The organism is Catellatospora aurea, assembly GCF_042663325.1.
In the GTDB taxonomy this organism is placed as follows: Bacteria; Actinomycetota; Actinomycetes; order Mycobacteriales; family Micromonosporaceae; genus Catellatospora; species Catellatospora aurea.
In genome coordinates this window covers 69,181-93,638 of sequence record NZ_JBHTAC010000019.1, presented here as the reverse complement: position 1 = coordinate 93,638, position 24,458 = coordinate 69,181, and the positions used below count along the sequence as shown (strand labels likewise).

The 24,458-nt window shown below is 72.6% G+C and carries 20 protein-coding genes; 8 read left to right on the top strand and 12 right to left on the bottom strand.

Going from position 1 to position 24,458, the window contains the following annotated elements; genetic code table 11:
* Positions 1 to 9 precede the first annotated feature (9 nt).
* The 3 genes from ACFQO7_RS20005 to ACFQO7_RS19995 all read left to right on the top strand — a co-directional run bounded on the left by ACFQO7_RS20005 (position 10) and on the right by ACFQO7_RS19995 (position 5,093).
* The gene (locus tag ACFQO7_RS20005) at positions 10 to 1,266 is read left to right on the top strand and encodes a metallophosphoesterase (protein WP_376807792.1); all 1,257 of its coding nucleotides are present in this window, start codon (positions 10 to 12) and stop codon (positions 1,264 to 1,266) included.
* Between the two features lie 65 nt (positions 1,267 to 1,331).
* Entirely contained in the window at positions 1,332 to 4,370 is a 3,039-nt protein-coding gene (locus ACFQO7_RS20000; protein ID WP_376807751.1) for a UvrD-helicase domain-containing protein, read from the top strand.
* Between the two features lie 114 nt (positions 4,371 to 4,484).
* On the top strand, positions 4,485 to 5,093 hold the full coding sequence (locus ACFQO7_RS19995) for a response regulator transcription factor (RefSeq protein ID WP_239168017.1): 609 nt from the start codon (positions 4,485 to 4,487) through the stop codon (positions 5,091 to 5,093).
* A 213-nt stretch (positions 5,094 to 5,306) separates the two neighbouring features.
* On the opposite strand, the gene ACFQO7_RS19990 is transcribed toward ACFQO7_RS19995, so the two are convergent.
* The 9 genes from ACFQO7_RS19990 to ACFQO7_RS19950 form a co-directional block, all read right to left on the bottom strand.
* Positions 5,307 to 6,236 (bottom strand): type II secretion system F family protein, encoded by a 930-nt coding sequence (locus ACFQO7_RS19990; RefSeq protein WP_376807750.1) that lies wholly within the window; start codon positions 6,234 to 6,236, stop codon positions 5,307 to 5,309.
* A gap of 2 nt (positions 6,237 to 6,238) precedes the next feature.
* The gene (locus tag ACFQO7_RS19985) at positions 6,239 to 8,215 is read right to left on the bottom strand and encodes a type II secretion system F family protein (RefSeq protein ID WP_376807749.1); all 1,977 of its coding nucleotides are present in this window, start codon (positions 8,213 to 8,215) and stop codon (positions 6,239 to 6,241) included.
* Positions 8,212 to 9,663, bottom strand: coding sequence for a CpaF family protein (locus ACFQO7_RS19980; protein ID WP_376807748.1), 1,452 nt, complete (start codon positions 9,661 to 9,663; stop codon positions 8,212 to 8,214). The genes ACFQO7_RS19985 and ACFQO7_RS19980 overlap by 4 nt, the downstream gene beginning before the upstream one ends.
* A 5-nt stretch (positions 9,664 to 9,668) precedes the next feature.
* Positions 9,669 to 10,895: an AAA family ATPase gene (locus ACFQO7_RS19975; RefSeq protein WP_376807747.1), complete on the bottom strand. Its 1,227-nt coding sequence runs from the start codon at positions 10,893 to 10,895 to the stop codon at positions 9,669 to 9,671.
* A gap of 10 nt (positions 10,896 to 10,905) precedes the next feature.
* Positions 10,906 to 11,676, bottom strand: a complete 771-nt coding sequence (gene cpaB / locus ACFQO7_RS19970) for a Flp pilus assembly protein CpaB (RefSeq protein ID WP_361049434.1) — start codon at positions 11,674 to 11,676, stop codon at positions 10,906 to 10,908.
* A 23-nt stretch (positions 11,677 to 11,699) separates the two neighbouring features.
* Entirely contained in the window at positions 11,700 to 12,788 is a 1,089-nt protein-coding gene (locus tag ACFQO7_RS19965) for a pilus assembly protein TadG-related protein (RefSeq protein WP_376807746.1), read from the bottom strand.
* Positions 12,776 to 13,171, bottom strand: a complete 396-nt coding sequence (locus ACFQO7_RS19960) for a TadE/TadG family type IV pilus assembly protein (RefSeq protein WP_361049430.1) — start codon at positions 13,169 to 13,171, stop codon at positions 12,776 to 12,778. The genes ACFQO7_RS19965 and ACFQO7_RS19960 overlap by 13 nt, the downstream gene beginning before the upstream one ends.
* 71 nt (positions 13,172 to 13,242) lie before the next feature.
* The gene (locus ACFQO7_RS19955) at positions 13,243 to 13,416 is read right to left on the bottom strand and encodes a Flp family type IVb pilin (protein WP_361049429.1); all 174 of its coding nucleotides are present in this window, start codon (positions 13,414 to 13,416) and stop codon (positions 13,243 to 13,245) included.
* A gap of 398 nt (positions 13,417 to 13,814) precedes the next feature.
* The gene (locus ACFQO7_RS19950; protein WP_376807745.1) at positions 13,815 to 14,573 is read right to left on the bottom strand and encodes a prepilin peptidase; all 759 of its coding nucleotides are present in this window, start codon (positions 14,571 to 14,573) and stop codon (positions 13,815 to 13,817) included.
* 53 nt (positions 14,574 to 14,626) lie between these two features.
* On the opposite strand from ACFQO7_RS19950, the gene ACFQO7_RS19945 reads away from it, so the two are divergent.
* The 3 genes from ACFQO7_RS19945 to ACFQO7_RS19935 all read left to right on the top strand — a co-directional run bounded on the left by ACFQO7_RS19945 (position 14,627) and on the right by ACFQO7_RS19935 (position 17,349).
* The gene (locus ACFQO7_RS19945) at positions 14,627 to 15,106 is read left to right on the top strand and encodes an LppU/SCO3897 family protein (RefSeq protein WP_376807744.1); all 480 of its coding nucleotides are present in this window, start codon (positions 14,627 to 14,629) and stop codon (positions 15,104 to 15,106) included.
* 10 nt (positions 15,107 to 15,116) lie between these two features.
* A complete protein-coding gene (locus ACFQO7_RS19940) occupies positions 15,117 to 15,638 on the top strand; it encodes a DoxX family membrane protein (RefSeq protein WP_376807743.1) in 522 nt (173 codons plus the stop codon).
* 286 nt (positions 15,639 to 15,924) lie between these two features.
* Positions 15,925 to 17,349 (top strand): glycosyltransferase 87 family protein, encoded by a 1,425-nt coding sequence (locus ACFQO7_RS19935; RefSeq protein WP_376807742.1) that lies wholly within the window; start codon positions 15,925 to 15,927, stop codon positions 17,347 to 17,349.
* A gap of 72 nt (positions 17,350 to 17,421) precedes the next feature.
* Here the strand turns inward: ACFQO7_RS19935 and ACFQO7_RS19930 are convergent, their stop codons facing one another.
* The 3 genes from ACFQO7_RS19930 to moaCB all read right to left on the bottom strand — a co-directional run bounded on the left by ACFQO7_RS19930 (position 17,422) and on the right by moaCB (position 20,106).
* Complete coding sequence (locus tag ACFQO7_RS19930) at positions 17,422 to 17,844, bottom strand: molybdenum cofactor biosynthesis protein MoaE (RefSeq protein WP_376807741.1); 423 nt, start codon at positions 17,842 to 17,844, stop codon at positions 17,422 to 17,424.
* Positions 17,841 to 19,028 carry a molybdopterin molybdotransferase MoeA gene (locus ACFQO7_RS19925; RefSeq protein ID WP_376807740.1) on the bottom strand — a complete coding sequence of 396 codons (1,188 nt, stop codon included), beginning with the start codon at positions 19,026 to 19,028 and terminating at the stop codon, positions 17,841 to 17,843. Before ACFQO7_RS19925 ends, ACFQO7_RS19930 begins: the two co-directional genes overlap by 4 nt.
* A 79-nt stretch (positions 19,029 to 19,107) precedes the next feature.
* A complete protein-coding gene (gene moaCB / locus ACFQO7_RS19920; RefSeq protein ID WP_376807791.1) occupies positions 19,108 to 20,106 on the bottom strand; it encodes a bifunctional molybdenum cofactor biosynthesis protein MoaC/MoaB in 999 nt (332 codons plus the stop codon).
* A 303-nt stretch (positions 20,107 to 20,409) separates the two neighbouring features.
* Here moaCB and ACFQO7_RS19915 point away from each other — a divergent pair, with 303 nt between their 5' ends.
* Both ACFQO7_RS19915 and ACFQO7_RS19910 read left to right on the top strand, forming a co-directional pair.
* Positions 20,410 to 22,935 (top strand): putative bifunctional diguanylate cyclase/phosphodiesterase, encoded by a 2,526-nt coding sequence (locus ACFQO7_RS19915; RefSeq protein ID WP_376807739.1) that lies wholly within the window; start codon positions 20,410 to 20,412, stop codon positions 22,933 to 22,935.
* 82 nt (positions 22,936 to 23,017) lie between these two features.
* Positions 23,018 to 24,451 (top strand): glycosyltransferase 87 family protein, encoded by a 1,434-nt coding sequence (locus ACFQO7_RS19910; RefSeq protein WP_376807738.1) that lies wholly within the window; start codon positions 23,018 to 23,020, stop codon positions 24,449 to 24,451.
* The last annotated feature ends 7 nt before the right edge of the window (positions 24,452 to 24,458 follow it).

The window sequence follows — 24,458 nt, the reverse complement described above, 5'->3', positions numbered from 1 at the left end:
CAAGCGCTGATGTTCTTCAGCATGGTGCTGGTCGTGGTCGGCCCGATCCACTGGTACCTGTACAAGCGCCTGGTCAAGGACACCACCACGACCAGGCGCGGCCGCCGGATCGGCGCTGTCGCGATCATCGCGTTGGCGGTGGCGCTGCTCGCGGCGTTCATCGTGCCGCGGGTGATCGGCGCGAAGGCGTCCTGGGTCATCCCCATGGTCGGCTACATGTGGCTCGCCGTCCTGTTCTACCTGCTGGTCACGCTGCTGGTGCTGGAGATCCCCCGCGTGATCGCCAACCGCACCTGGGCCCGCCGCGCCACCGCGCCGGTCGCCGACCCGGCCACCGCACCCGTTGCCGTCGGCGTGACCGCGGGTGCGGAGCCCATGCCGGCGGAGACCGCGCCCGCCGAGCCCGGCCTGCCGTCCGCGCCCGCACCAGACGGGCCGGCCGATCCGAGTCGGCGGCTGCTGATCGCACGGAGTGCCGCGATCTTCGCGGGGCTGACCGCCACCGGCATCACCGCGTACGGCGTGAAGACCGCGCTCGGCGACCCCGTGCTCAAGCGGGTGCAGATCCCCCTGGCGAAGCTCCCCCGCAGCATGGACGGTTACAAGATCGCCCTGGTCAGTGACATCCATCTCGGCCCGCTGACCGGCGTCGAGCACAGCCGGCGCATCGTGCGCTCGATCAACGGCATGAACGCCGACCTGATCGCCGTCGCCGGTGACATGGTCGACGGCACCGTCGCCGAGCTGGGCGAGGAGGCCGCGCCGCTGGCCGAGCTGCGCTCCCGGGACGGGGCCTACTTCGTCACCGGCAACCACGAGTACTTCTCCGGCGCCGAGGAGTGGCTGGTCGAGGTCGAGCGCCTGGGCATACGGCCGCTGCAGAACGAACGTCTGGAGATCCGCGGGCTGACCCTGGCCGGCGTGAACGACGTCAGCGGCGGCGACCTCGGCGAGGGCGGGCCGGACTTCGGCAAGGCGCTGGGCGACCGGGACCCGAGCAAGCCCGTGGTGCTGCTCGCCCACCAGCCGATCCAGGCCTTCGAGGCCGCGAAGCACGGCGTGGACCTGCAACTGTCCGGGCACACCCACGGCGGCCAGATGGTGCCGTTCAACCTGATCGCGGCCCTGCAGCAGCCGGTCATCTCCGGACTTGGCGAGGTCGACGGCACCCAGGTGTACGTGACCAACGGCGCCGGGTTCTGGGGCCCGCCGGTGCGGGTCGGCGCACCCCCGGATATCACATTGGTAGAACTGCGCGCGATGTAGGTAACAACTCTCACTGACGCGCGTGGCGGGTGCCACCGGACGGGCCGGGCATGTCAGGATGCTGCGTGCCCCCCGTCTGGACTGCTGATCTGCATATCCACTCGCGGTACTCGCGTGCGTGCAGCAAGGACCTCGACCTGCCCACGCTGGCCTGGTGGGCACGGCGCAAGGGCGTGGCCCTGCTGGGCACCGGCGACGTCACCCACCCCGCCTGGTACGAGCACCTGCGCGACTCGCTGCGCGAGGCGGAGCCCGGCCTGTTCCGGCTCTCGCCCGAGGCCGAGCGCGACGTGTCGCAGCGGCTGCCCGCCCGGCTGGCCGCGGGAGAGCCCGCCCGGTTCATGCTCAGCTCCGAGATCTCCACGATCTACAAGCGGGGCGACCGCACCCGCAAGGTGCACCACCTCATCTACCTGCCCGACCTCGAATCCGCGCAGCGCTTCCGCGACCGGCTCGGCCGGGTCGGCAACCTGGCCAGCGACGGCCGCCCGATCCTGGGCCTGGACTCCCGCGACCTGCTGGAGATCACCCTGGAGGCGAGCCCGGACGCCTACCTGGTGCCCGCGCACATCTGGACGCCGTGGTTCTCCGCGCTGGGCAGCAAGTCGGGCTTCGACGCGATCGCCGACTGCTACGCCGACCTCGCCGAGCACATCACCGCGGTGGAGACCGGCCTGTCCAGTGACCCGGCGATGAACCACCGGGTGTCCAGCCTGGACCGGTACACCCTGGTCTCGAACTCCGACGCCCACTCGCCGCAGGCGCTGGCCCGGGAGGCGACCCGGTTCGCCTGCGCGCTGGACTACTACGCGCTGAAGGCCGCGCTGGCCGGTGCGCCCGGTATGGCCGGGACGATCGAGTTCTTCCCGGAGGAGGGCAAGTATCACGGGGACGGGCACCGCGACTGCGGCATCAACTGGACGCCGGCAGAGTCCCGGGCGACGAACGGCATCTGCCCGGTGTGCGAGCGGCCGCTGACCATCGGTGTGCTGGCCCGGGTCGAGGCGCTGGCCGACCGGCCGGAGGGCACGCCCGCGCCGAACGCGCGCCCGGTCACCCACCTGGTGCAGCTCCCGGAGATCGTCGGCGAGCTGGAGGGCGTCGGCCCGAAGACCCGCACCGTCGAGGGCCGGGTCAACGCGCTGGTCGCGGCGCTGGGCTCGGAGCTGTCCATCCTGATGGAGGCCCCGCTGGACGAGGTCACCGCGGCCGGTGGCGAGCTGCTCGGCGAGGCGCTGCGGCGGCTGCGCGCCGGTCAGGTGCACCGGGTGCCCGGCTACGACGGGGAGTACGGCGTGATCCGGCTCTTCGAGCCCGGTGAGCTGCGCCCGCAGGACACCGCCGACACCCTGTTCGACCTGCCGGTCGCCCCGATCGCGCCCGCGCCGCGCAAGGCCCGTGCGCCGAAGCAGGCCGCGAGCAAGCCGGCGGTACGCCGCAGCAAGCCCGTCTCCGCGCCGCCGCTGCCGCCGGAGCCGTCGCCGCACGAGCCGTTCGAGCCGATGCTGGCCGGGATGGAGGAGGTCGGCACCGGGCTGCTGGACCGCCTCGACGCGATGCAGCGCGTCGCCGCGTCCGCCCCGGGCGGGCCGCTGCTGATCGTCGCCGGTCCGGGCACGGGCAAGACCCGCACGCTGACCCACCGGCTGGCGTACCTGTGCGCGGAGATGAACGTCTACCCCGAGGACTGCCTGGCCATCACGTTCACCCGGCGGGCCGCCGAGGAGCTGCGGCACCGGCTGGGCGGGCTGCTCGGCCCGGTCGCCGAGGACGTGACCGTGTCGACGTTCCACTCGCTGGCCCTGTCGGTGCTGCGCGAGCACGAGCCCGACCTGGTCGTCGTGGACGAGCCGGACGGTGAGGGCGTCACCCTCGACGAGCTGATCCCGCGCCTGGTGACGCTGCTCAAGGCGCAGCCGTCGGTGCAGGACAAGCTGCGTTCGCGCTGGCCGTGGGTGTTCGTCGACGAGTACCAGGACGTCGACCCGGATCAGTACGCGCTGCTGCGCCTGCTGGTGCCCAGCGACGGCAACCTGTGCGCGATCGGCGACCCCGACCAGGCGATCTACTCGTTCCGCGGGGCGGACGTATCGTTCTTCCTGCAGTTCTCGCGCGACTTCGTGGACGCCCGGGTGGTGCGGCTGACCCGCAACTACCGTTCGTCGGCGCCGATCCTCGCCGCCGCGGTGCAGGCGATCGCGCCGAGCTCGCTGGTGCCGGGCCGCCGCCTGGACCCGGCGAAGGTCGACCCGGAGGCGGCCCTGATCGGGCAGTACGCCGCGAGCAGCCCCGCCGACGAGGCCGCCTTCATCGCCCGCAAGGTCGACGAGCTGGTCGGTGGCGTGTCCCACCGGACGAAGGCCGACGTACGCGGGGTGACCGGCACGACGGTGTCGTTCAACGACATCGCGGTGCTGTACCGCACCGACGCGCAGGCCGCCGTGATCGTGGACGCGCTGTCCCGGGCGGGCGTGCCGGTGCAGAAGCGCTCGCACGACCGGCTGCGCAGCCGGGCCGGGGTGACCACCCTGCTGGCCGAGCTGCGCCTGGCCACCGGCCTGACCGGCTCGGTCGCCGCGCGCCTGAAGCTGACCGCGAAGGTGCTCATCGAGCGGCCCGCGCTGGGCGGCGGCTCGCCCGAGCCGGACGAGGTGTGGGCGGCCGTGGACCTGCTCACCCCGCTGGCCCTGCGCTGCGGTCAGGATCTGCAGCGTTTCCTGGGCGAGGTGGCCACCGGCGCCGAGGTCGACGCCCTGGACCCGCGCGCCGAGGCGGTCACCCTGCTCACCCTGCACGCGGCCAAGGGCCTGGAGTTCCCGGTCGTGTTCCTGGCCGGCTGCGAGGACGGGCTGCTGCCGCTGCGCTTCCCCGGCTCCGCGCCGACCGAGGCGGAGGTCGCCGAGGAGCGCCGCCTGTTCTTCGTGGGGCTGACCCGCGCGCAGCGGCGGCTCTACCTGAGCCACGCCGCGCGGCGGGTCCGCTACGGCAGCGAGCGGGACTGCCGGCCGACGCCGTTCCTGCAGGCGGTCGACGCGGGCCTGCTGGAGCAGCTCGGCGACCTCACTCCGCGGCGGCCTCGTGACCAGCAGCTTCGCCTTATCTGACGAACCGTGACACCCGAACGAATGACTCCGGTGACGTGACAGTGACACCGGCGGGCCCGACGGCGCTCAGTAGGACGGAAGTGTCCGCAGCGTCACGAGGAGCCCCCCTTGTCAGTGAAGCTGATCACGGTTGACCCCGTCACGCTCGTGCGGCTGGGGTACAGCTTCGCCTGTTCGACCCATCCCGACATCGACCTGGTCGGCCAGGCCGCCACGGGCGAGGAGACCCGCGAGCTGATCGGCGACCTCGACCCGCACGTCGTCACCATCGACGCGGCCATCCCCGGCCAGGGCGGGCTGCAGCTGGCCGCCGAGCTGCGCGCCGCACGGCCGACGCTCGGGCTGGTGCTCACCGGCCCGGCCGAGGACGGGCTGCTGCTGCAGGCGCTGCAGGCCGGGCTGTCGGCGTACCTGCCGCGCTCCGCGCCGGTGGAGCTGCTGATGTCGGCGGTGCGGCATGCGGCGGTGGCCCCGGCCTCGTTCACCGCGCCGAACCTCGCCGAGGCGATGGCCCGCCGCCGGACCCGGTCCACCGCGTTGAGCCCGCGCGAGGAGCAGATCCTGCAGCAACTGAACACGGGCGGCAGCCTGGCCGCGATCGCGGTGCGCATGCGGCTGACCGAGTCGACGGTGCGCACCTACGTGGCCCGCCTCTACGACAAGCTGGGCGTGCACAACCGCACCCAGGCCCTCCAAGCCGCGGCCCGCCTGTACCTCATCTGACGAATTCGCCCGCCCGCCGCGTAGTCGAGATCGTCAGACTTGCCAGGCAGGTGGGCGTAAGCGGGTTCAAGTGCGCCCGCCCGCCGCGTAGTCAAGATCGTCAGACTTGCCAGGCAGGTGGGCATATGCGGGTTCAAGATACGCACAGGTGCCCGGCAAGTCCGACGATCATGGGGTGCGCCGCGCGCCGCGGCGGCTTACGCGGCCGGCGCGTCAGCGGCCGCCGAAGGCTTCCATGACGTTGATGATGCCGGGGCCGATGACGACGATGAACAGCGCTGGGAACAGGCACAGCACCAGCGGGAAGATCACCTTCACGGGCAGCTTGCGGGCTGCCTCCTCGGCGCGCTGGCGGCGCTTGACCCGCATCTGCCGGGCCTGCTCGCGCAGCACTCCGGCGATCGGGATGCCCAGCTCACCGGCCTGCACCAGGGCCATGGTGATGGTCTTCAGCTCGGGCACCGTGGTGCGAGCGGCCAGCGCGCGCAGGGCCTCCACCCGCCGCTGGCCCATCTGCATCTCGTGCAGCATGCGGGCGAACTCCCGGGCCAGCGCACCGGGCATCGCCGCCGCGACCTGCGCGAGGGCCGCGTCGAAGCCGAGCCCCGCCTCCACCGAGAGGGTCAGCAGGTCCAGCGCGTCGGGCAGCTGGCGGCGGATCTGCTGCTGGCGGCGTACGCCCAGGTCGTAGACCACCAGGAACGGTGCCCAGAAACCCAGCGCGCCACCGGCGAGCACCGACAGGATCAGTCCGCCGGGTCCGAAGCCGAACGCGAACCCGAACACGCCGCCGAGGAAGGCGACGACCACCAGGCCGAGGCCCTGCATCTCGACGACCCGCTCCGGTGGCCAGGCCACCGGGTTGCCCGCGTGGTCGAGCCGGCGCTGCAGGCGTGCCGCGGCTCCCTTGGGAGTGAGCAGCCGGCCGAGCGCGGAGACCTGGGCCACCGCCGGGCGCAGCCGGTCGCCGAGTCGCTCCTCGGCGGCCGACGCGCTGCCGGGGGCGTACACGGTGTCGATCGTCTCCAGCGCCCTGGCCACCCCGGACCGGCTGACGCTGGCCGACGCCACGGTGAGCACGGCGAGCGCGATCGCGGCGAAGACCGCGCCCGCCCCGATGATGAGGATGAGCTGTCCGGACACGGTCACACCTCGATCTTGATCATCTTGAACAGCCAGGCCGCGCCGCCGATCACCAGCAGCACACCGAGCACGCTCATCACGATGCCCACCGGGTGGGTGTAGAGCGGGCGGATGTACTCGGCGCGGGTGAGGAACATGAAGCCGCCGATGCAGATCGGCAGCGCCAGCAGGATCCAGGCGCTGATCCGGCCCTCCGCCGACAGCGAGCTGACCTCGCGGTGCAGCGTCTCGCGCTCGCGCATGGTCTCGATCGTGGTGGTCAGCACCTCGGCCAGGTTGCCGCCGACGTCGCGCTGCACCCGGATCGCGACGACCGCCCAGGCCAGGTCCTTGCTGCGCATCCGGGTGGCGACCCGGTCCAGCGCGTCCTCGATGTCGACGCCCAGCCGGGTCTCGCCCAGCGCGCGGCCGAACTCGGCCGCGATCGGATCGGGCAGCTCCCGAGCCATCGCGTCCACGGCCTGCGCGAGCGAGAACCCGGAGCGCAGCGAGCCGACGATCAGCTGGAGCGCGTCCGGCAGCAGCTCACGGAAGGCGGTGACCCGCTTGGCCGCGCGGTTGCGGTGGTAGAGCGAGGTGAGCACCCAGCCCACCGGCGGACCGAGCACCACCCCGGCGCCCAGGCCGACCGACATGGCCAGCAGCAGGCCGGTGATCAGGCACACCAGGGCCCGCAGCAGCAGCCACTCGTGCGGGCGCAACCGCATGCCGGCCCGGTCGAGCTGCGTCGCCAGGCGGCCCTCGGCGTTGGCAGACTTCACCACCTGCTCCGACAGCGCGAGCGCAGCTGCGGCGACCTGGCCGGACTCACCCTGCGCGACGACCCTGCGGGGCGCGGCGACGAACTGGTCCACCTGGGTGAGGCGGCGGCGCCGCTCGGCCGCGGCCAGCATCGGGGAGACCACCAGCAGGAACGCGCCGAGCAACGCGGCGAAGACCAGCCCGCCGAGCACGAGCAGCCAGGTCGGCCCCGGGCCGGGCGACTCCACGCCGACCAGCGGGACCGTCGCCCCGGTGTCCACGGCCAGCGAGACCGGCACCTCCGTGCGCGCCCCGGCCGCGCTCACCACGAGCCGGACTTCCTGCCCGGCCAGGTCCGCCGGCACGGTGACCCGAACCAGCAGCTGCACGGCGAAGGAGCCGGACGCTTCGGCGAACGCGTCGCCCAGCGCCGCCGGGTCGGCCACCGTGAAGGCGACGCCACCGGTGTCCCTGGACAGGCCGGCCAGGATGCCCGCCGTGGCGGCGGGCGTCTTGAAGGCGATCGTGTCGACCGGGATCGCGGCGGTCGCCTTCCGGGCCACGGCCAGCGTGGCCGTCGACGCCGTGTCCGCACCGTCGGACAGCGCGATGATCCGGCGCTGGCCCCACACACCCTTGCCGACCAGTCCCGCGGCGGCGCGCACCCCGTCGTACAGCGCTGTCTCGCCCTTGGCGGCGAGCTTGTCGACGGCCTTCTCGGCAACGGCGCGGTCTCGGGTGGGGGCGAGCACCACAGCCGCCGGCGCACCGGCGGTGACCAGGCCTATCTCGACGTCCGAGGGCAGCGCCCGCACGTAGCCGCGAGCCGCTTCCCGGGCGGCGTCGATCGGCGCGCCGACCATCGACCCGGAGGTGTCGAGCACCAGCACGACCGCTCGGCGCGGCGCGGTCGTCTCGCCCTGCGCGGCGCTGATCTGCGCACTGCTCACCGGCAGCGCCCGATCGCCGACGGCGACGGCCACCTGGTCCAGCGCCGCGCCTGCGGGCAGGTCGGTCGCGGAGAGGTAGAACTCGACCAGCCCGGCCTCCTGCCGCAGGCCGGAGACGCTGATCCCCGGCTCGGCCACAACTGCCCGCGGCACGCCGGCGGTGCGGGTCGGCACCCCCGCGAAGGCCGGCGCGGCAGCGTGAGCCGGAGCGGCGGCGACGATCGGTGCCGCGGCGGCCACGAGCAGAATCGCGCCGAGGCGCGCGGCGGCTCCCGCCGGGCGCTTCACTGGCCCCTGCCGAACAGCTCGGGCCCGACGATGATCCCGTGGTCGGCAAGGTGGTCGACGAAGCGCGGCCGCAGCCCGGTGCTGACCAGCGCGCCCTGGTGGCGGCCGTACTGGTCCTGCCCGGCGCGGTGGTCGAAGACGAACAGATCCTGCAGCGTGATGACGTCGCCCTCCATGCCGGTGACCTCGGTGATGTGGGTGATCCGGCGGGTGCCGTCCCGAAGGCGGGCGAGCTGCACCACCACGTCCACGGCGCTGGCGACCTGCTCCCGGATCGCGCGCACCGGCAGGTCCATGCCCGCCATCAGCACCATCGTCTCCAGGCGGGCCAGCGAGTCGCGCGGGGTGTTGGCGTGCACCGTGGTCAGCGAACCGTCGTGGCCGGTGTTCATCGCCTGGAGCATGTCCAGCGCCGCGCCGTCGCGGACCTCACCGACGACGATGCGGTCCGGGCGCATACGCAGCGCGTTGCGGACGAGGTCGCGGATGGTCACCTCGCCGCGGCCCTCGACGTTCGGCGGGCGGTACTCCAACCGCAGCACGTGGTCCTGGAGCAAGCGCAGCTCGGCGGAGTCCTCGATGGTGATGATGCGCTCGTCGGGCGGCAGGAACGACGACACCACGTTGAGCAGCGTCGTCTTGCCGGTGCCGGTGCCGCCCGAGATCAGGATGTCGAGCCGGCCCTGCACGCAGGCGCGCAGCAGCTCGGCGACCCGCTCCGGCATGGTGCCGAAGCGGACCAGGTCCTCGACGGTGAACGGGTCCGCGGCGAACTTGCGCACCGTGAGCGCGGCCCCGTCCAGCGCGATCGGCGGCACGACCGCGTTGACCCGGCTGCCGTCGGGCAGCCGGGCGTCGACCATCGGCGAGGACTCGTCGACGCGGCGGCCGATCCGCGACACGATCTTGTCGATCACCCGGCGCAGGTGGGTCTCGTCCATGAACGCGGCGTCGACCGCGTGGATGTGCCCGAAGCGCTCGACGAAGATGCGGTCCCAGGCGTTCACCATGATCTCGGTGATCTCCGGGTCGCGCAGCAGCGGCTCGATCGGGCCGTGGCCCAGGATCTCGTCGAGGATCTGCCGGTACGCCGTGGCGCGGTCGCCCGCGGTGAGGTTGGCCTCCTCGCGGGCCAGCACCTCGGGCAGCGCGTCGCGCACCCGGCGCTCCAGCTCGGCGTCGTCGGCGACGGTGTCGTAGAGCTGGGGCCCGAGCAGGTCCAGCAGTGCCTGGTGGGCGCGCTTGCGCACGGCCGCCAGCGGGTCGTACGCCCGCCTGGTGTTGCGCCGGCCGAACTGCACCGCGCTGACCGGCACCGACGACACGGGCACGGCGTGGCCGCCGACCGCGCCGGAGGCCTCGTTGACGCTGCTGATGCGTTCGCTGAGCACGCCGGGTGCGGCAGGGGCGGGGGCGCTGCGCACGCCGAGTCGGTCCTGCAGGGACATCGGGATCAGCCCTTCTTCCGGGTGAACATGCCGCGCTTGGCGGGTGCGGGCGCGCCGAGGAACCGTTTGACCGCCAATTCCCGGATGGCGCTGCTGACCGGGTGCTGCGGCTGGCCGGCGGCCAGGGGCACGCCGCGGTTGGCCGACACCGGCACGTCCCGGCTGCTCGGGATGAACCCGCTGATGGGCACCCGGATCACCTTCTCGACCTCGGTCATCGTGATGCCGACCTTGGAGTCGGCCCGGTTCAGCACCACGATCCGGGCCTCGCGCCGGTAGTCGAGCAGGTCGAACATGTCGAGGGTGACCCGCAGGTTCTTCAGCGACGGCAGCTCCGGCGTGCCGACCAGCACGTAGTGGTGGGTGGCGTCCAGCGCCGCCAGCATCTGCTCGGTGAAGGCGCTCGCGGTGTCGATGACCACGAAGTCGTACATGGACCGGGCCAGGTGCACCACTTCGGTGACGAGGTCGCGGGTGATCTCCTCGGCGATGGCCGGCTGGACCGGGGCCAGCAGCACGTCCACCGCCGCGCCGCCGGACTCGTACCGGGTCAGCATCGTGCGCAGCCCCGTCTCGTCGATCCGGTCCGCGACCGGGATGGCGTCGGCGATGGTCCGCTGCGGCGACAGCTGCATCATGATGGCCACGTCGCCGAAGGCCAGGTCAAGGTCGAGCAGGCAGACCCGGCGATGGCCCGTCGCCTTCGTGCCCTGGGCCAGCGTGACGGCCAGGTTGGTGGCGATCGTGCTCTTGCCGCACCCGCCCTTGGCCGCGAACACCGTGATCACCTGGCCGTCGGCCGGCTCGTCCGGGACACCCGGCTGCGGCCGGGCGGGCGGACCGGGCACCGCGGCCCGCCCGCTGGCCCGGCCGGCCCCGGCGAGCTGCCGCGACAGGTCGCGGGAGCGGGCGCTCGCGGCCAGCACGGCCGCGTGATTCGCCGGATCTACCACTTCGCGAATCCCCGCTTTCAGAGCGTCGGCCAGCACGTCGACCCCGAGTTCCGGGCGGAGCAGAACCACCCCGAGTTCCGGGCGGCGCAGCCGGCACTGCCCGGCGAACGCCACCGCGTCGGCCAGCGGCACGCTCGGCCCGAACAGCACCAGGTGCTCGTCCCGGTCGGTGTTCACCTGCTCCACCAGCGCCGGCGCCGAATCCACCACCACGGCGTCGCCCAGCAGCGTGGCCAGGTGATGGGCGAAGCGCGCATCGAACTCGTAGATGATCGTCATCGGATCGTCCTCAGCGGCCCACGGTGCGGTTGTCGACCGCGACGCCGGGCTTGACGCGGGTCTCCGAGGTGTCGGTCAGCAGCGCGAGGTAGATCTGGGCGATACGCACCGAGTGCACCAGCTGCTCCGCCTGCTCCTGGGTGACCGCGACCGTGACCAGCAGGGTCACCTTGCCGTCCTCGGTCACCGCGACCTCTTCACGCTGGGCAGAGGTCACCCCGTCCTCGCCGTACGCGCCGACGGCCAGCACCTCGACCCGGGGCAGCAGCAGCTTGGTGCCCTTGTTGTTCTCCCCGGTGATCTTCTTGTACGCCTCGTCGACCAGCGTGTACGTGGCGAACACCGCGATCTGCGAGCCCGGCCGGACGAACCCGCCGACCTCCTCCTCGACCGCCATCTTGAGGCTGACCGCCATCATCTTCTCGGGCACCGCGACGCCGCCCGACAGCTTCGTCGCAGCCCCGAACATGCCCCTGAGCAGCAACTGGCGCGGCTGCACGTCATGCGTCAGCACCAGCTCGTCCAGCTCGCCGGGCAGCGCGGTGAGCGCGTCCGGCGGCAGCGCGCCGGCGGGCATCACGACCTCCTCGGTCAGCCCGCGCGCCTTCACCGAGGCGCCGCTGGTGCCGGCCGGGATGCGCTGCGCCGCCACGACGACGGTCACCGCCTTCTGCCCCGCGGCCACCGAGTCGCGGGCCTTGCTGACGTAGAGGAGCACCGCCGCGGTGCCGAGCACCGCCAGGACGATCGCGAGCACCACGCCGAGAATGCGCCGGGTCATGAAACTTCCTTAGGGGTACGGGGTCAGCCGATGGTCTTGACGACCGTCGCGCCGAGACTGGAGGAGGTGCCGAACGAGCCGGTCCACTCGACGACCGCGTTCGTGAAGTAGCCGTAGACGCAGTCGTCGTTGCCGCGGCACGGGCTGCCGCCGCTGAGCCAGGACTCGCGGTCGCGTGGGCTCATGCCGGACAGCCGGTAGCCGGTGACCACGAAGGCGGCGAACCCGCGAAGGGTGTAGACGCCGTTGTTGCCGTTGTTCGTGACGTACTCGAAGATCGGGATGCCGACCGGGCGGCGCTCGTCGATCAGCGCGGTGAGGTCGTCCTTGCAGTCGTTGGGCGTGCCGTTGCCCGGGTCCGACCCGTACGTGCCGCCGGTGATCGTGGTCAGGCAGGACGAGTTGTGGTCCGTCCAGCCGAACCCGCCGGGCAGGTTGGATCCGGACGGGCCTGAGTTGCACGGGTTGGCGTCCGGATGTCCGTGCACGTGCAGCACCCGCTCGTCGCCGGCCGTGGGCACCCCGGTGACGAAGTCGCCCGCGCCGACCGCGTCCTGGTACTCGCACAGCGAGAAGGTCAGCGCGAAACCGCCCGCGGGCGGGCCCCAGCCCACCCGGGCGCACGCCTCGACGGTGGTGCCGTTGTATCCGCCGGCCAGCGACTGGGCGAACACCGGCGGCAGGATGAGGCTGCCGCCCGGCACCTCGGTGCGGGTGCGCACCTCCACCCAGGAGACGTCCGTCGGGCGCTGGCCGAGGCAGTCGGTGAGGTTGCCCTGCCCGGCGCCGGTGCAGGTGGGCAGGCGGGGGTCCGAGCCGCAGACATAGCGGTAGCCGCTCACCCCGTCGGCGGCGTTGCTGTTCGTGTACGTCGACGTGGTGCCGGCCGCGGCCCGGCATTCGGCGTCACGGGCCGGGTCGTTGCGGCGGGCGCAGTCGAGGGCGACCGCCATGGCCCCGGCGTCCGCGCCGGACTGCAGGTCCTCGCGCTCGACATAGAGGCGTCCGACGTCCACGACCAGCGCGGTCATGCCGAGCAGCACGCCGCCGGCCAGCAGGATGGTGACGATGGTGGTGGCCGCGCCCCGGTCGCGCCGGCTCAGGAGCGACATGGCATGACTCCCGTCGCGTCCAGCCGCACCGTTCCGTAGCCGGAACCGCCGAAGAGCGCGGCCAGGCCCGAGATCGGGGTGACGAAGGTGAACGTGTGCTCCACCCGGACGCGGGCGTCGGCGGTGGAGCCGGCGCTGCCGCACGGGTTCGTGACGGTCACCGCGACCGGGGTGGACCCGAGCACCGCGCTGACCCGGGGGGCCGCGGCGGAGTTGGCGTTCGTGATGGTGACCGCCCGTGCGCCTTCCCTGGCCGCCTCGGTCACCCTGATCTGGGTGTTCAGCATCCGCCCGAAGTCGATGATGCCGAACACGAGCAGCAGCAGGAGGGGCAGCATGAGAGCCATCTCCACCGCCGCCGCGCCCCGGTCGCGCCTTGTCATGGCTGCCTCGCACCTCTTCACGGAACGTGGGGGCAGGGCCCGCGTCGCGCCGGCCCTGCCACTGCGCGGACCTAGATGGCGTTGACGACGGTCGTGAAGGCGGCCCGGATGTCGGTGCCGAGAGTCGTGACGATGCCGACGATGATGGCCGCGATCAGGGCCACGATCAGTCCGTACTCGACGGCGGTGGCGCCACGGTCACGGTTCGCCCAGGCGGCCTGGGTCTTGGTGATGAGCTTGAGCATGTGCGAGTGCACCCCCAGCAACGGCCGATCCGCGCCAGGCGGCCGGTCCACGACAACTGCCGACCGAGCGGCCGACTCCTGGGAGCCTGCCCAGTGAGCTACAGCCCGTCACTCCTATGTCATGTCAGCGTCACGTCGCGATCGAGGTGCCCCCCGATGGCGATCAGTCGAACACCCAACGTGATCGTGAAATCGGCATCCGCCGGACAGCGACAACCCCCGCACGACAGACGTCGCATGATCGGCCTATGTCATAGGTCTTCTAAAAGTCGCTAAACGGACGGGCTGCAGCACCGTCGGGCCGGGACGCCGGCCGCATGCGCCCGTGCCCGGCGGGCACAGTCGGCTTGCCGACAATCGTCGGCCGGATCGCCCGTTCGGGTGAGACTTCGTCCTGCTCAGGACACCTGTGCCAGTTCGCCGGCCGCGACCAGGGCCAGCAGGACGCCACCCAGCAGCGCGGGGCCCATGGGCAGCGAACCGCGCCAGGTCACCCGCCGCAGAGCCAGCAGCACGACGGCGACGGCCCCGTTCAGCAGCAGAGCCAGCAGGCCGCCGAACAGCACCGCGCCCCAGCCGAGCCAGCCGAGCAGCAGTCCCGACACCCCCGCGACCTTCGCGTCGCCGAGTCCGATCTGGCCGCCGGTGAGCAGCGCCAGCAGTCCGAACGCGCCCAGCAGCGCCGCACCACCGGCCAGCGCACGGCCGTACGCCGACCAGCCGCCGCCGGTCGCGGCCGCCAACGCCAGCAGCACCGCGACGGCCACCGCCAGCCGCCACACGATGGGATCGGGCAGCCGCTGCACCGCCAGGTCGATCGCCGCCAGCAGCACCCCCGCGACGCTCAGCAGCAGCCCGGCGGCCAGCGCCCAGCCGTGGCCCGCGAGGCTCGCCCCGGTCGCCCCGGCGGCCAGCGCCCCCACCGGCACGGTCCACCAGGGACTCGGCCCCTGCCGTACCCCGCAGGAGGCGCAGCGCGCCGCGAACCGCCACCACCCGGCCGGCCCGGTGGCGAACGCCTGCCCGCATCCCGCGCAGCCGGGCAGCGCGGGTTCGCCCCAGGACACCGACAACCGGTAGGCCACCCGTGGCGTCACCGCGCCGAAGAATGCACCCGCGGCCAATGACAACATCGTGACGGAGGAATCGAGGGGCATGTCGCGCACGGTACCTTGGCACGACCCCGATCTCGTCCCAGCGGAGCCATGCTTTGCACACCCCTGACCGATTCCCGCCCGAGCCTTTGGCGCAGCCGACCGAGCTGCTGCCGATCGTGCAGGCCCCACCCCGGCCACGCATGGGCGGCCGGGGCCCCGCCGTCATCGGCATCGCGCTGCTGGCAGCGTCCCTGGTGATCTTCGTAGGCGTGCTCGTCGCCCTCAAAATCGTGCCGAACCCGTTCGGCTCCGACGCCCCGCCGATCCCCGTCGCCACCCCGACCCCCTCCGGCCCACCGCGCACCGCGCGGTTCGCCCAGCCGGGTGACTGCGTGGCCAACCAGGGCACCGAGAAGGAACCTGAACTCGTGCTGACCGAATGCGCGCCGGGCGCGCTGGAGGTGCTGGCGCGATTCGACGCGACCAGCGACACCGGCGAGTGCGCCGGCGTGAAGGACTACCGCTACCACTACTTTTTCGACAGCGAACTGGAGGGTTTGGATTTCGTCCTGTGCATGGGCGAACGTCCTTGATAATGGCGGTATGAGACCAGTACGAGGGGTCGCTCGGGCCCTGCTCGGCGGGCTGTTCATCGCGGCCGGCGCGCAGGCGCTGCTGAAACCCGGCCGGTACGCCGTCAAGGCGGAACCCCTCGCGGAGCAGGTCGTGCCGCTGCTGGAAGCCGTCGACCCGCGGCTGCCCACGGAGACCAAGACGCTGGTCCGGATGAACGCCGGCGTCCAGGTGGTCGCCGGTGCGATGCTGGCCACCGGCACCGCGCCCCGGCCCGCCGCGGCCCTGCTCGCGGGCACCCTCATCCCCGCCACGGTGGTCGGCCATCCGTTCTGGCGCATCGAGAACCCTGAGCAGCGCAACAACGAGATGGTGCATTTCGCCAAGAATCTCGGACTGCTGGCGGGGCTGCTACTGGCCGCCGTGGACACCGCCGGCTCGCCCAGCCTGGGCTGGCGAGGCCGGAAAGCCGTGCACGACGCCCAGAAGTCGGCGAAGAAGTCGCTGCGCAAGGCACAGGAGAAGGCGTCGACACAGTTACATCTCGGCTGATCCCGGGTAGGGGCAGGGTGAGCCCGCCAGACATCGGCGTTTCTTCGCCCCGGTCCGTGCCGTTGCGACATACAGAGCGTGCGTTTTCGCAGCCAGAGGTACCAGTGTGACGCCAATCACCTTAACTTCGCAGGCTGCGTTAACCAGCTAGAAATGTCGCAAAGTCGTGTGGGATCGGACACGGTCGGGTAACACGGGAGGTACTGGAGTGGTGCGCCGTTCTAGGCTGCTCAGCAGACACGAACGGGCTACCGAGACCCGACCCCTAAAAGGAGGTGGCGACGCCATGCCGGCACGCGGCGTGCGCAGTCTGCCCCGCCTCACCAGGACCCCCCGAATCATCCGTGACTGGAGATCCCCCCAGTGGGATCGTCGCACGCTCGTCCGGGTCGGCATCGTCGCCGCCATCTGCTACGCCGCCTGGGTGACGGAGCAGAACTTCGGACGGTGGTACGACTTCTTCGACATGAAGATCTATCACGGCGCGGTGGTGTGGTGGAGCGGCGGCGGAGAGCTGTACGAGTTCATCGCACCTGACACGACGCTCGGGTTCACCTACCCGCCGTTCGCGGCACTGCTGATGCTGCCCATGGCGGCGCTGACACCTGCCGCCGCGGGACTGTTCAACCTGTTCTTCGGCCTGGTCGCGCTGGGTGTCGTGCTCGCCGCGCTCCTGGTCCCCGTCGCCGACCGGTGCGGCTGGCCGCGCTGGCTGACCGTCGCCGTCGCGCTGCCGCTGTTCGCCGCGATCGAGCCGGTGCGGGAGACGCTCGGCTTCGGCCAGGTGAACCTGCTGCTGTTCGCGGTGATCATGGCGGACCTGGTGGCGCTGCGCAAGGGCTGGCGCTGGGCCGGCGTCGGCATCGGCATCGCCATGGCGATCAAGCTGACGCCCGCGCTGTTCATCGTGTACTTCCTCGTCAGCAAGCAGTGGCGGGCCGCGCTGACGGCGACGCTGTCGGGCCTGGCCGCCACCGCCGCCGCATGGGTGATCGTCCCGCACGAGTCCGCCCTGTACTGGGGACACGTGATCTTCCAGACGGAGCGGGTCGGCGTCGCCGACATGACCCCCAACCAGTCGCTGGCCGGCCTGCTGTCGCGGCTGTACGACACCGCGACCGCGCCCAGCGTGCTCTGGATCGCGTTCGCGCTGGTGCTGCTCGCCGTGGGGCTGACCCGCGCCGCCGCGGCGCACGCCGAGGGCGACGAGCTGATCGCGTTCACCCTGGTCGGCCTGACCGCGAACGTGGTCAGCCCGATCTCCTGGACGCACCACCTGGTCTGGGTCGTGCCGGCCGTCGTCGCACTCGCCGACCAGGCGCTGCGCCGCCGAGCGGCCAGCCGCGGGCTGGCGGCCCGGGGACGGTCCACGCCGGGGCTGCGCGAGCCGATCTGGTTCCCGGCGCTGGTCGGCGCACGGCACGCGGGCGCGGCGATCGCGCTCTACCTGCTGTTCCTGATCTCGCCGATCTGGCCGTACGAGCACCAGCTCCCAGCGGTGTCGCACTACGCCGACGGCCTGTTCGGCATGCTCGCCGAGAACTCGCTCGCCATCGCGCTGATCGCACTGGTCGCGGCACTGCCGTCCCGCCCCGGCGCCGAACCGGCGTTCGGCGGCACCACCGGCCCGCGCCTGCCCGCCACCCGCCCCGCCACCGTCGTCCCGACCCGCAAGGAGCCCGCCACCGCGGGCGCGCCGGCCGAGCGCTGACGCAGTTTCAGGGAAACTGCTGCTTCCAGCTTCACGGAAGCAGCAGTTTCCCTGTTTTTGCAGACCCCGGCGTCAGGGGCAGTTGACCCACTCGTCGGTGCCGTCGGTGAAGGTCTGGTGCTTCCAGATGGGCAGGCGTTGCTTGACCAGGTCCACCAGGCGGGCGCAGGCGGTGAAGGCCGCCGCGCGGTGCGCCGTGGAGACCGCGCAGGCGAGGGCGACGTCACCGATCTTCAGCGGGCCGTACCGGTGGGACACCGCCACGGCGTAGACGTCGGGGTCGTCGGCGAGCTCCTGGGCCACCTCGCGGAGCACGTCGGCGGCGCTCGGGTGCGACTCGTAGGTCAGCGTCGCCACGGACCGGCCGTGGTCGTGGTCGCGGACCACACCCGCGAAGCTGACCACCGCCCCCGCCCGGGGGTCGGCCACGGCCGCCTCGTGCGCCGCCACGTCCAGCGGCTCGGTGGTCAGCTCGGCCAGCACGACCCGGTTCACGGGACCTCCACCAGTTCGACGGTGTCGCCGGCGCGGCCGGTGGCGCCGGGCGGGATCACGGCGAACCCCTGCGCGCCGGCCAGGCCCCGCAGCATCGCCGAGCCCACGTGGGACACCGGCCGGGCGAGGCCGTCGACCGGGTCGATCCGTACCAGCGCCAGATGGGTGTAGTCACCGCGGCCCGGCACCGGCTCGCCGAGGGTGACCTGCGGCAACGCCGGCTCGGGCCGACCGGCCAGCCCGGCCAGCAGCGGGACCACCAGGGACACCAGCGCCACCACGGCCGACTGCGGGTTGCCGGGCAGCCCGGCGACGAAACGGGTGCGCCCGCCGTGCGGCACCGCGGCGATCAGCATCGGGAAGCCGGGGCGCACCGCCACCGTGTTCACCACGTACGACGCGCCCAGCTCGGCCAGCGCCGGATGCAGGTGGTCGACTGGGCCGTGCATGGTGCCGCCGGTGGTGCAGACCAGGTCGACGCCGCTCTCCAGGGCCGCCCGCAGCGCGTTGACGTGCGCGTCGAGGGTGTCCTTGATCGGTGCGGGCGGCGGCTCGCAGGCCACGCCCAGCCGGCGCAGATAGGCCGGCACGGCCGGGCCCAGCGCGTCGCGGATGCGCCCGTCGGCCGGCGGTCCCGAGGTGAGCAGCTCGTCGCCGAAGACCAGCATGGCGGCCCGCGGGGCGGGACGCACCGGCAGCGTGTCGTGCCCGCAGGAGGCGGCCAGACCGATCACCGCCGGGGTGACCGGCGTGCCCGCAGGCAGCAGCGGCTCGCCGGCGCGGGCCTCCTCGCCCGGCATCCGCCATTCCCGCTCGGCCTTCGGGGTGCCGTCGACCAGGTCGCCGCTGCGCGTCGAGTGCTCGACCCGCAGGATGGCCTCGGTCCCCTCCGGCACCATGGCCCCGGTGGCGATCTCGACCGCGACCCCGTCACCGGACAGCGGCGCCGGCACGTTGCCCGCCAGCACCCGGCCGGTGACCCGCCACGGGCCCCGCCCGCGCAGCGCCCAGCCGTCGACGCTCGACGTGGGGAACGCCGGCAGGTCGCTGCGTGGCGCCAGGGCGGTGGCCAGGGTCAGCCCGTCGGCCTCGGCCAGGGGCACGGTGACCGGGGCGAGCTGCGCCCGCCAGCCTGCGGCGTGCACACCGCGGCGGGCCGAGACCCAGTCCTCAGGCGCGGTCATGCTTCCTCCTCGCTCCGCGCGTCGTCAGCACGACCGGAAGCACACGATTCGCTCCACCGCGCTCGCTCATGGTTCGACCCTAGACCTGGGTACCGGTGCCGGTTGAGGCCGGATGGTCCGCGCCGCGGAGCTGTTCCACAGCGTGCGGGAGCACCTGCGCCAGCACGGCGAGCCCGTCGCGGACCCCGCCGGTGGAGCCGGGCAGGTTGACCACCAGGGTCCGGCCGGACACCCCGGCGACGCCGCGGGAGAGCGCCGCGAGCGGGGTCGCTCCGCCGCCACGTACCGCGTCGGCGATGCCGGGGACCTCGTAGTCGACGAGTTCACGGGTGATGTCGGGGGTGCGGTCCGTCGGGCTGATGCCGGTGCCGCCCGTGGTCACGATCGCGTCGGGGCGCTGCGCCAGGGCCGCCCGCAGCGCCTGGCGCACCGGCTCGCCGTCGGGCACGACCACCACGTCGGCCACCTCGCAGCCGAACGCGCGCAGGCCGTCCGCGAGCAGCGGGCCGCCCCGGTCCTCGTACACCCCGGTCGCCGCCCTGGTCGAGGCGACGATGACCCGTACCTTCGGCGCACCGAGGTTTGGCCCGGGGTCCGGCCGGGAAACCGCCGGCATGGCTCCGCGCTCCCAGAGGCCGGTCTTGCCGCCCTCCTTGCGCAGCACCCGCACGCCGTCGATCGCCGCCGCGGGATCGACCGCCTTGATCATGTCGATGAGCGCGAGACCGGCCGCCGCGACGCTGGTCAGAGCCTCCATCTCGACACCGGTACGGTCAGCGGTGCGGACGGTCGCCTGGATGTCCACACCGTCGTCAGTGACGGTGAGGTCCACGGTGACGCCGTGGATGGCAATGGGATGGCACAGCGGAATGAGATCAGGGGTGCGCTTGGCGGCCATGATGCCGGCGAGCCGGGCCACGCCGAGCGCGTCGCCCTTCGGCACGCCCCGCCCGCGCAGCAGATCGAGCACGTCACGCGTGGTGACGACGCGACCCGCCGCGACGGCGACACGCAGCGTGATCTCTTTGCCCGCGACGTCGACCATCCGGGCCTCCCCGCGGGAGTCCACATGAGTCAGCTGAGGTGAGGAGGGAGCTGTTCCTTCTGTCACGACATGAGCCTAGTTGCTTCCTGAGCGAACACTGGAAGCGAACACCATGCGTAGGCGACTCACCACAAATCGTGATAAATCGCCATAGATATTTGAAATGTGAATGCACTGCCAGAAATAGGCCGTGCAGAAACTACGCTCTGCATCAGAACTTGGCAAGCGCGGGGCAGTTTCTGAAGGAGGCACACATGCGCACGACCGACTGGTCCTGAAAATCGCTTAGGCTGTCGGCACTCACGACCATCTGTCTCCAGACGGAAGAGGTCCGATGTGACCGACCAGAGCACGACCCCGCAGCAGACCGACCGGCAGCTTCGACTGCTCGTCGGTCTAGTTGCGTCTACCGCCGGGCTCGTGCTCGCGTCCACCGTCGTCGCCGCAGCCCTCGCCCCCGTCACCGTCGATCTGATCCTGCGGACTCTCGCGCTGACGGTCCTGGTCGCCATCGCCTCGCTGACCCAGGTGTTCATCCGCATCCGGTCCACCCATCAGGCCGTGCACTGGGCCGACGCCGCCGTGCTGGTGGCGGCGGTGCTGTTGCCCGCACCCTGGGCCGTGCTGTGCGCCGCGGCCGGCACCGTCGCCGCCAAGGCCGTCAACCGCATGGCACCGATGAAGTTCGTGTTCGCCGTGGCCAAGCAGACCATCACCTGCGGTCTCGCCGTGCTGATCCTCGGACTCGGCGACGGGTCCGGCACCGATCCGCTGGCCGATCTCGGCCTGCTGGCCGTCGCCTTCGGCACGGCCTTCCTCGCTGACGAGCTCCTGGTCACCCCCGTGATCGCGCTGGCCACCCAGACCAGCGCCCGGGACCGGTTCCTCGCCCACTTCGACCTGCGAGTCGTCGCCGCGGTCGTGCGTTTCGCGGTCGCCGTCCTGGCCTTGGCGGTGCTGGCCGAGGAGGCGGAGTTGCTGATCGCCATCCCGGCGATCGTGCTGAGCCTGCACCTGACCTACCGCGGCAAGTTGCGTGCCCGCGCCGAGCGCCTGGCCTGGCAGCAGCTCGCCGAGGCCACCGACGCCATGAACGTGGTGCAGATGGAGACCGTGCTGCACACCGCGGTCCACAACGGGGCCCGGCTGTTCTCCGCCGACCGGGTCGAGGTCGAGGTGTCCCTCGAAGGCGCGCAGCAGCTGGTCCGGGGCACGCACAGCCAGATAACGTTCCACGACGCGCCTGACCAGGCCGCCGTGAATCCGCAGACCACCGCGATCGTTCCGCTGGTCGGGGACAACGACGGCGAGCGGGTCGGCGAACTGCGGCTCTGCTTCCGGTCGCCGGTCGCGCTGTCCGAACGCGAGCAGTTCACGTTGCGGGCGTTCGCGGGCGCGCTGTGCACCGCGATCCGCAACGCCACCTCGTACGCCCAGCTGGAGGACCTGGCCGGACGGCACCAGCACGAGGCCACCCACGACCTGCTCACCGGCCTGGCCAACCGGCGGCGGCTGCAGCTGGACACCGAGGACGCCCTCGACCGCAAGCGCGGCGGGCGCGGTGTCACCGCGCTGCTGGTGCTCGACCTCAACCACTTCAAGGACGTCAACGACGCCCTCGGCCACGGCGCGGGCGACCAGGTGCTGATCGCGGTCGCGCAGCGGCTGTCGGCGGCCGCGGGCGACGAGGCGCTGGTGACCCGGCTCGGCGGGGACGAGTTCGCGGTGCTGCTGCGCAACCTGCCCGCCCCCGCACTCGCCCTCTACCAGGCCGAGCATCTGCTCTCCACGCTGCATGAGCCGGTCGACGTCGACGGCATGCCGCTGGTCGTGTCGGCCAGCGCCGGGGTGGCCACCGGGCCGTGCGAGGGCGGCTTCGTGGAGCTGCTGCGCCGGGCCGACATCGCGATGTACCAGGCCAAGCGCACCGGACGCTCGGTGGCCGCGTACGCCCCCGACAACGACACCGCCGACCGGGCCCGGCTCGTCGTCGGCGGCATGCTGCCGCGGGCGGTGGCCGAGAAGGAGTTCATCCTCCAGTTCCAGCCCATCGTCGACCTGGCCAGCGGCGAGCCGATCAGCGCCGAGGCGCTGGCCCGCTGGCAGCACCCGGACAAGGGCATGGTCGACCCGCGCAGCTTCCTCGGCTCCATCGAGCGGTCCGGCCTGCTCACCGCGTTCACCGACGCCGTGCTCGACCAGGCGCTGGCCGGGGCGGCACGCTGGCGCGAGCTGGGCTGCCGGTGGCCGGTCGCGGTGAACATCTCCCCGCGCAGCCTGCTCGACCGCCGGCTGCCCGCGCTGGTGACCCGCCGGCTGGACGACCACGGCCTGCCCGGCGACGCGCTGGTGCTGGAGCTGACCGAGTCGCACACCGTCAGCCAGCTGGACATCGTGGACAAGGTGCTCGCCGAGCTGGCCGAGCTGGGTTGCATGATCGCGCTGGACGACTTCGGCACCGGATACTCCTCGCTGTCGGTGCTGTCCCGGGTGCCCGCGAAGGAACTGAAGATCGACCGCTCGTTCGTGACGCAGATGGAGAACACCCCCAGCGCCGCGGCCGTGGTCCGCTCCCACCTGGAACTGGGCCGCCACCTCGACCTGCTGGTGGTCGCCGAGGGCGTGGAGCGCGACAGCCAGCGGCACATGCTCTGGGACCTGGGCTGCACCGCCGGCCAGGGTCACCTGTTCGCCAAGCCGATGCCGATCGAAGAGGTCCTCGCGCTGATCACCGCGGACGACGGCCCCGTCCGGCTGGCCCCGCCGCTGCACGACCCGGCCGCCGTGGTGCGCATGCCCGCCAAGCGCAGCCCAGGCCGCGCCCCCCGCGCTTCGGGCACCACCGGCAGCAACGGCGGCTGACAGGTGTCAGACTCCTCCGCATGAACGAGCGGATGACCGGCCCGGTGCCCCCTGTCCGAGCCGCGTATCCCGGGATCCCGGCGTGAGCAGCGAGGCCGGGGACCGCGGTGTCCGCAGCGCGCCGGGCCGGATCTGGCGATCGGTCGACCTCGCCGCTGGTGGGCTCGCCGCCGACCTGGGCCTGTATGCCCTGTCCGCACTGTTCGCCTGGTCCACCGCGGCCGGGTCCACGCTCACCTCGCACCGCGCCTGGGGCGCGGTCGCCGGCTGGGGCTACGCCGCCGCGACCCTCGCCGTCCTAGTCCAGCTCCTCCTGCGCCGCCGCGCTCGTGTTCACTCGACTCGCCAGGCAGGTGGGGCAAAGCGCGCCCAAGATACGCACGAGTGCCAGGCAACTCCGGCGATCTTGACCGGCGCGGGCCGGGGTGGGACCGCGTGGGGGAGCGGGGAGGTCGCGCGGGCTTGGGTGACGGTCGGGGCGTGGGTGGCGGTGACGCTGGTGCCGCTCGTCGCGCAGGCCGTGGCGCGGGCGGGCGGGATGAGCGGGCGGGCGCAGGAGGAGGTGCTTGTCGTCGAGGAGTCGGCGCGGCGCCTGCTCGACACCGGTACGCCCTACCTCGGCCGCGACGGCATCGCCGTGCTGCCCGAACCGCTGCTCGGATACACGCCCTACCAGCCGGGCATGGCTGTGTTCGGGTTGCCCCGCGCGGTCTTCGGCGACAGCTGGTGGACCGACGCGCGGATCTGGTTCGCGCTGGTCACCGCGCTCGTCGTGGCACTGGCGGCACGGCTGCTGCGCGACGGCAGCACCACCCGCGACGCGCTGCTCGTGCGCGCCGTACAGGCCGCGACCGTGCTGCCGCTGTGCGCGCTGACCCTGGCCACCGGCGGCGACGACCTGCCGGTGCTCGCGCTGTGCCTGCTGGCGTTCGCGCTCGCCGCCCGGGACCGGTTCGGCTGGGCGGGCGTCGCGATCGGCGCGGCGGCGGCCATGAAACTGCTCGCCTGGCCCGTCGCGCTGGTGCTCGGCGCGTACGCCCTCGTCCGCGGATCGGGCGGCCGCTACGCCCTGGGCGCGGCCGGCCTGCCCCTGCTCACGCTGGCCCCGGCGCTGCTGGTGGATCCGGCCGCCTTCGTGGAGAACGTGATCCGCTTCCCGACCGGCCACGGCCTGGTCACCAGCCCTGCCGCATCACCGCTGCTCGGCTACCTGATCGCCCAGCACGTCCCCGGTGGACGGCTCGTCGCGCTGGCCCTGCTCGCGCTCGCCGGCCTGGCCGCCGGCGTGTGGCTGCTGCGCCGCCCGCCCCGCGACGCCGGCGCGGCGGCCCTCATCACCGCCACCGGCCTGCTCGCGGCCATCGTCCTGATGCCCGCCACCCGCTTCGGCTACCTCCTCTACCCCGCCGCCCTCGCCCTCTGGTCCCTCCCCCTCCGCCCTGTTGATCATGAACTTATGGCACGGTTCGCCGGCGCGTCACGGGCACAACCTCATGATCACCCAGATGCGGGTTGACCCCGCC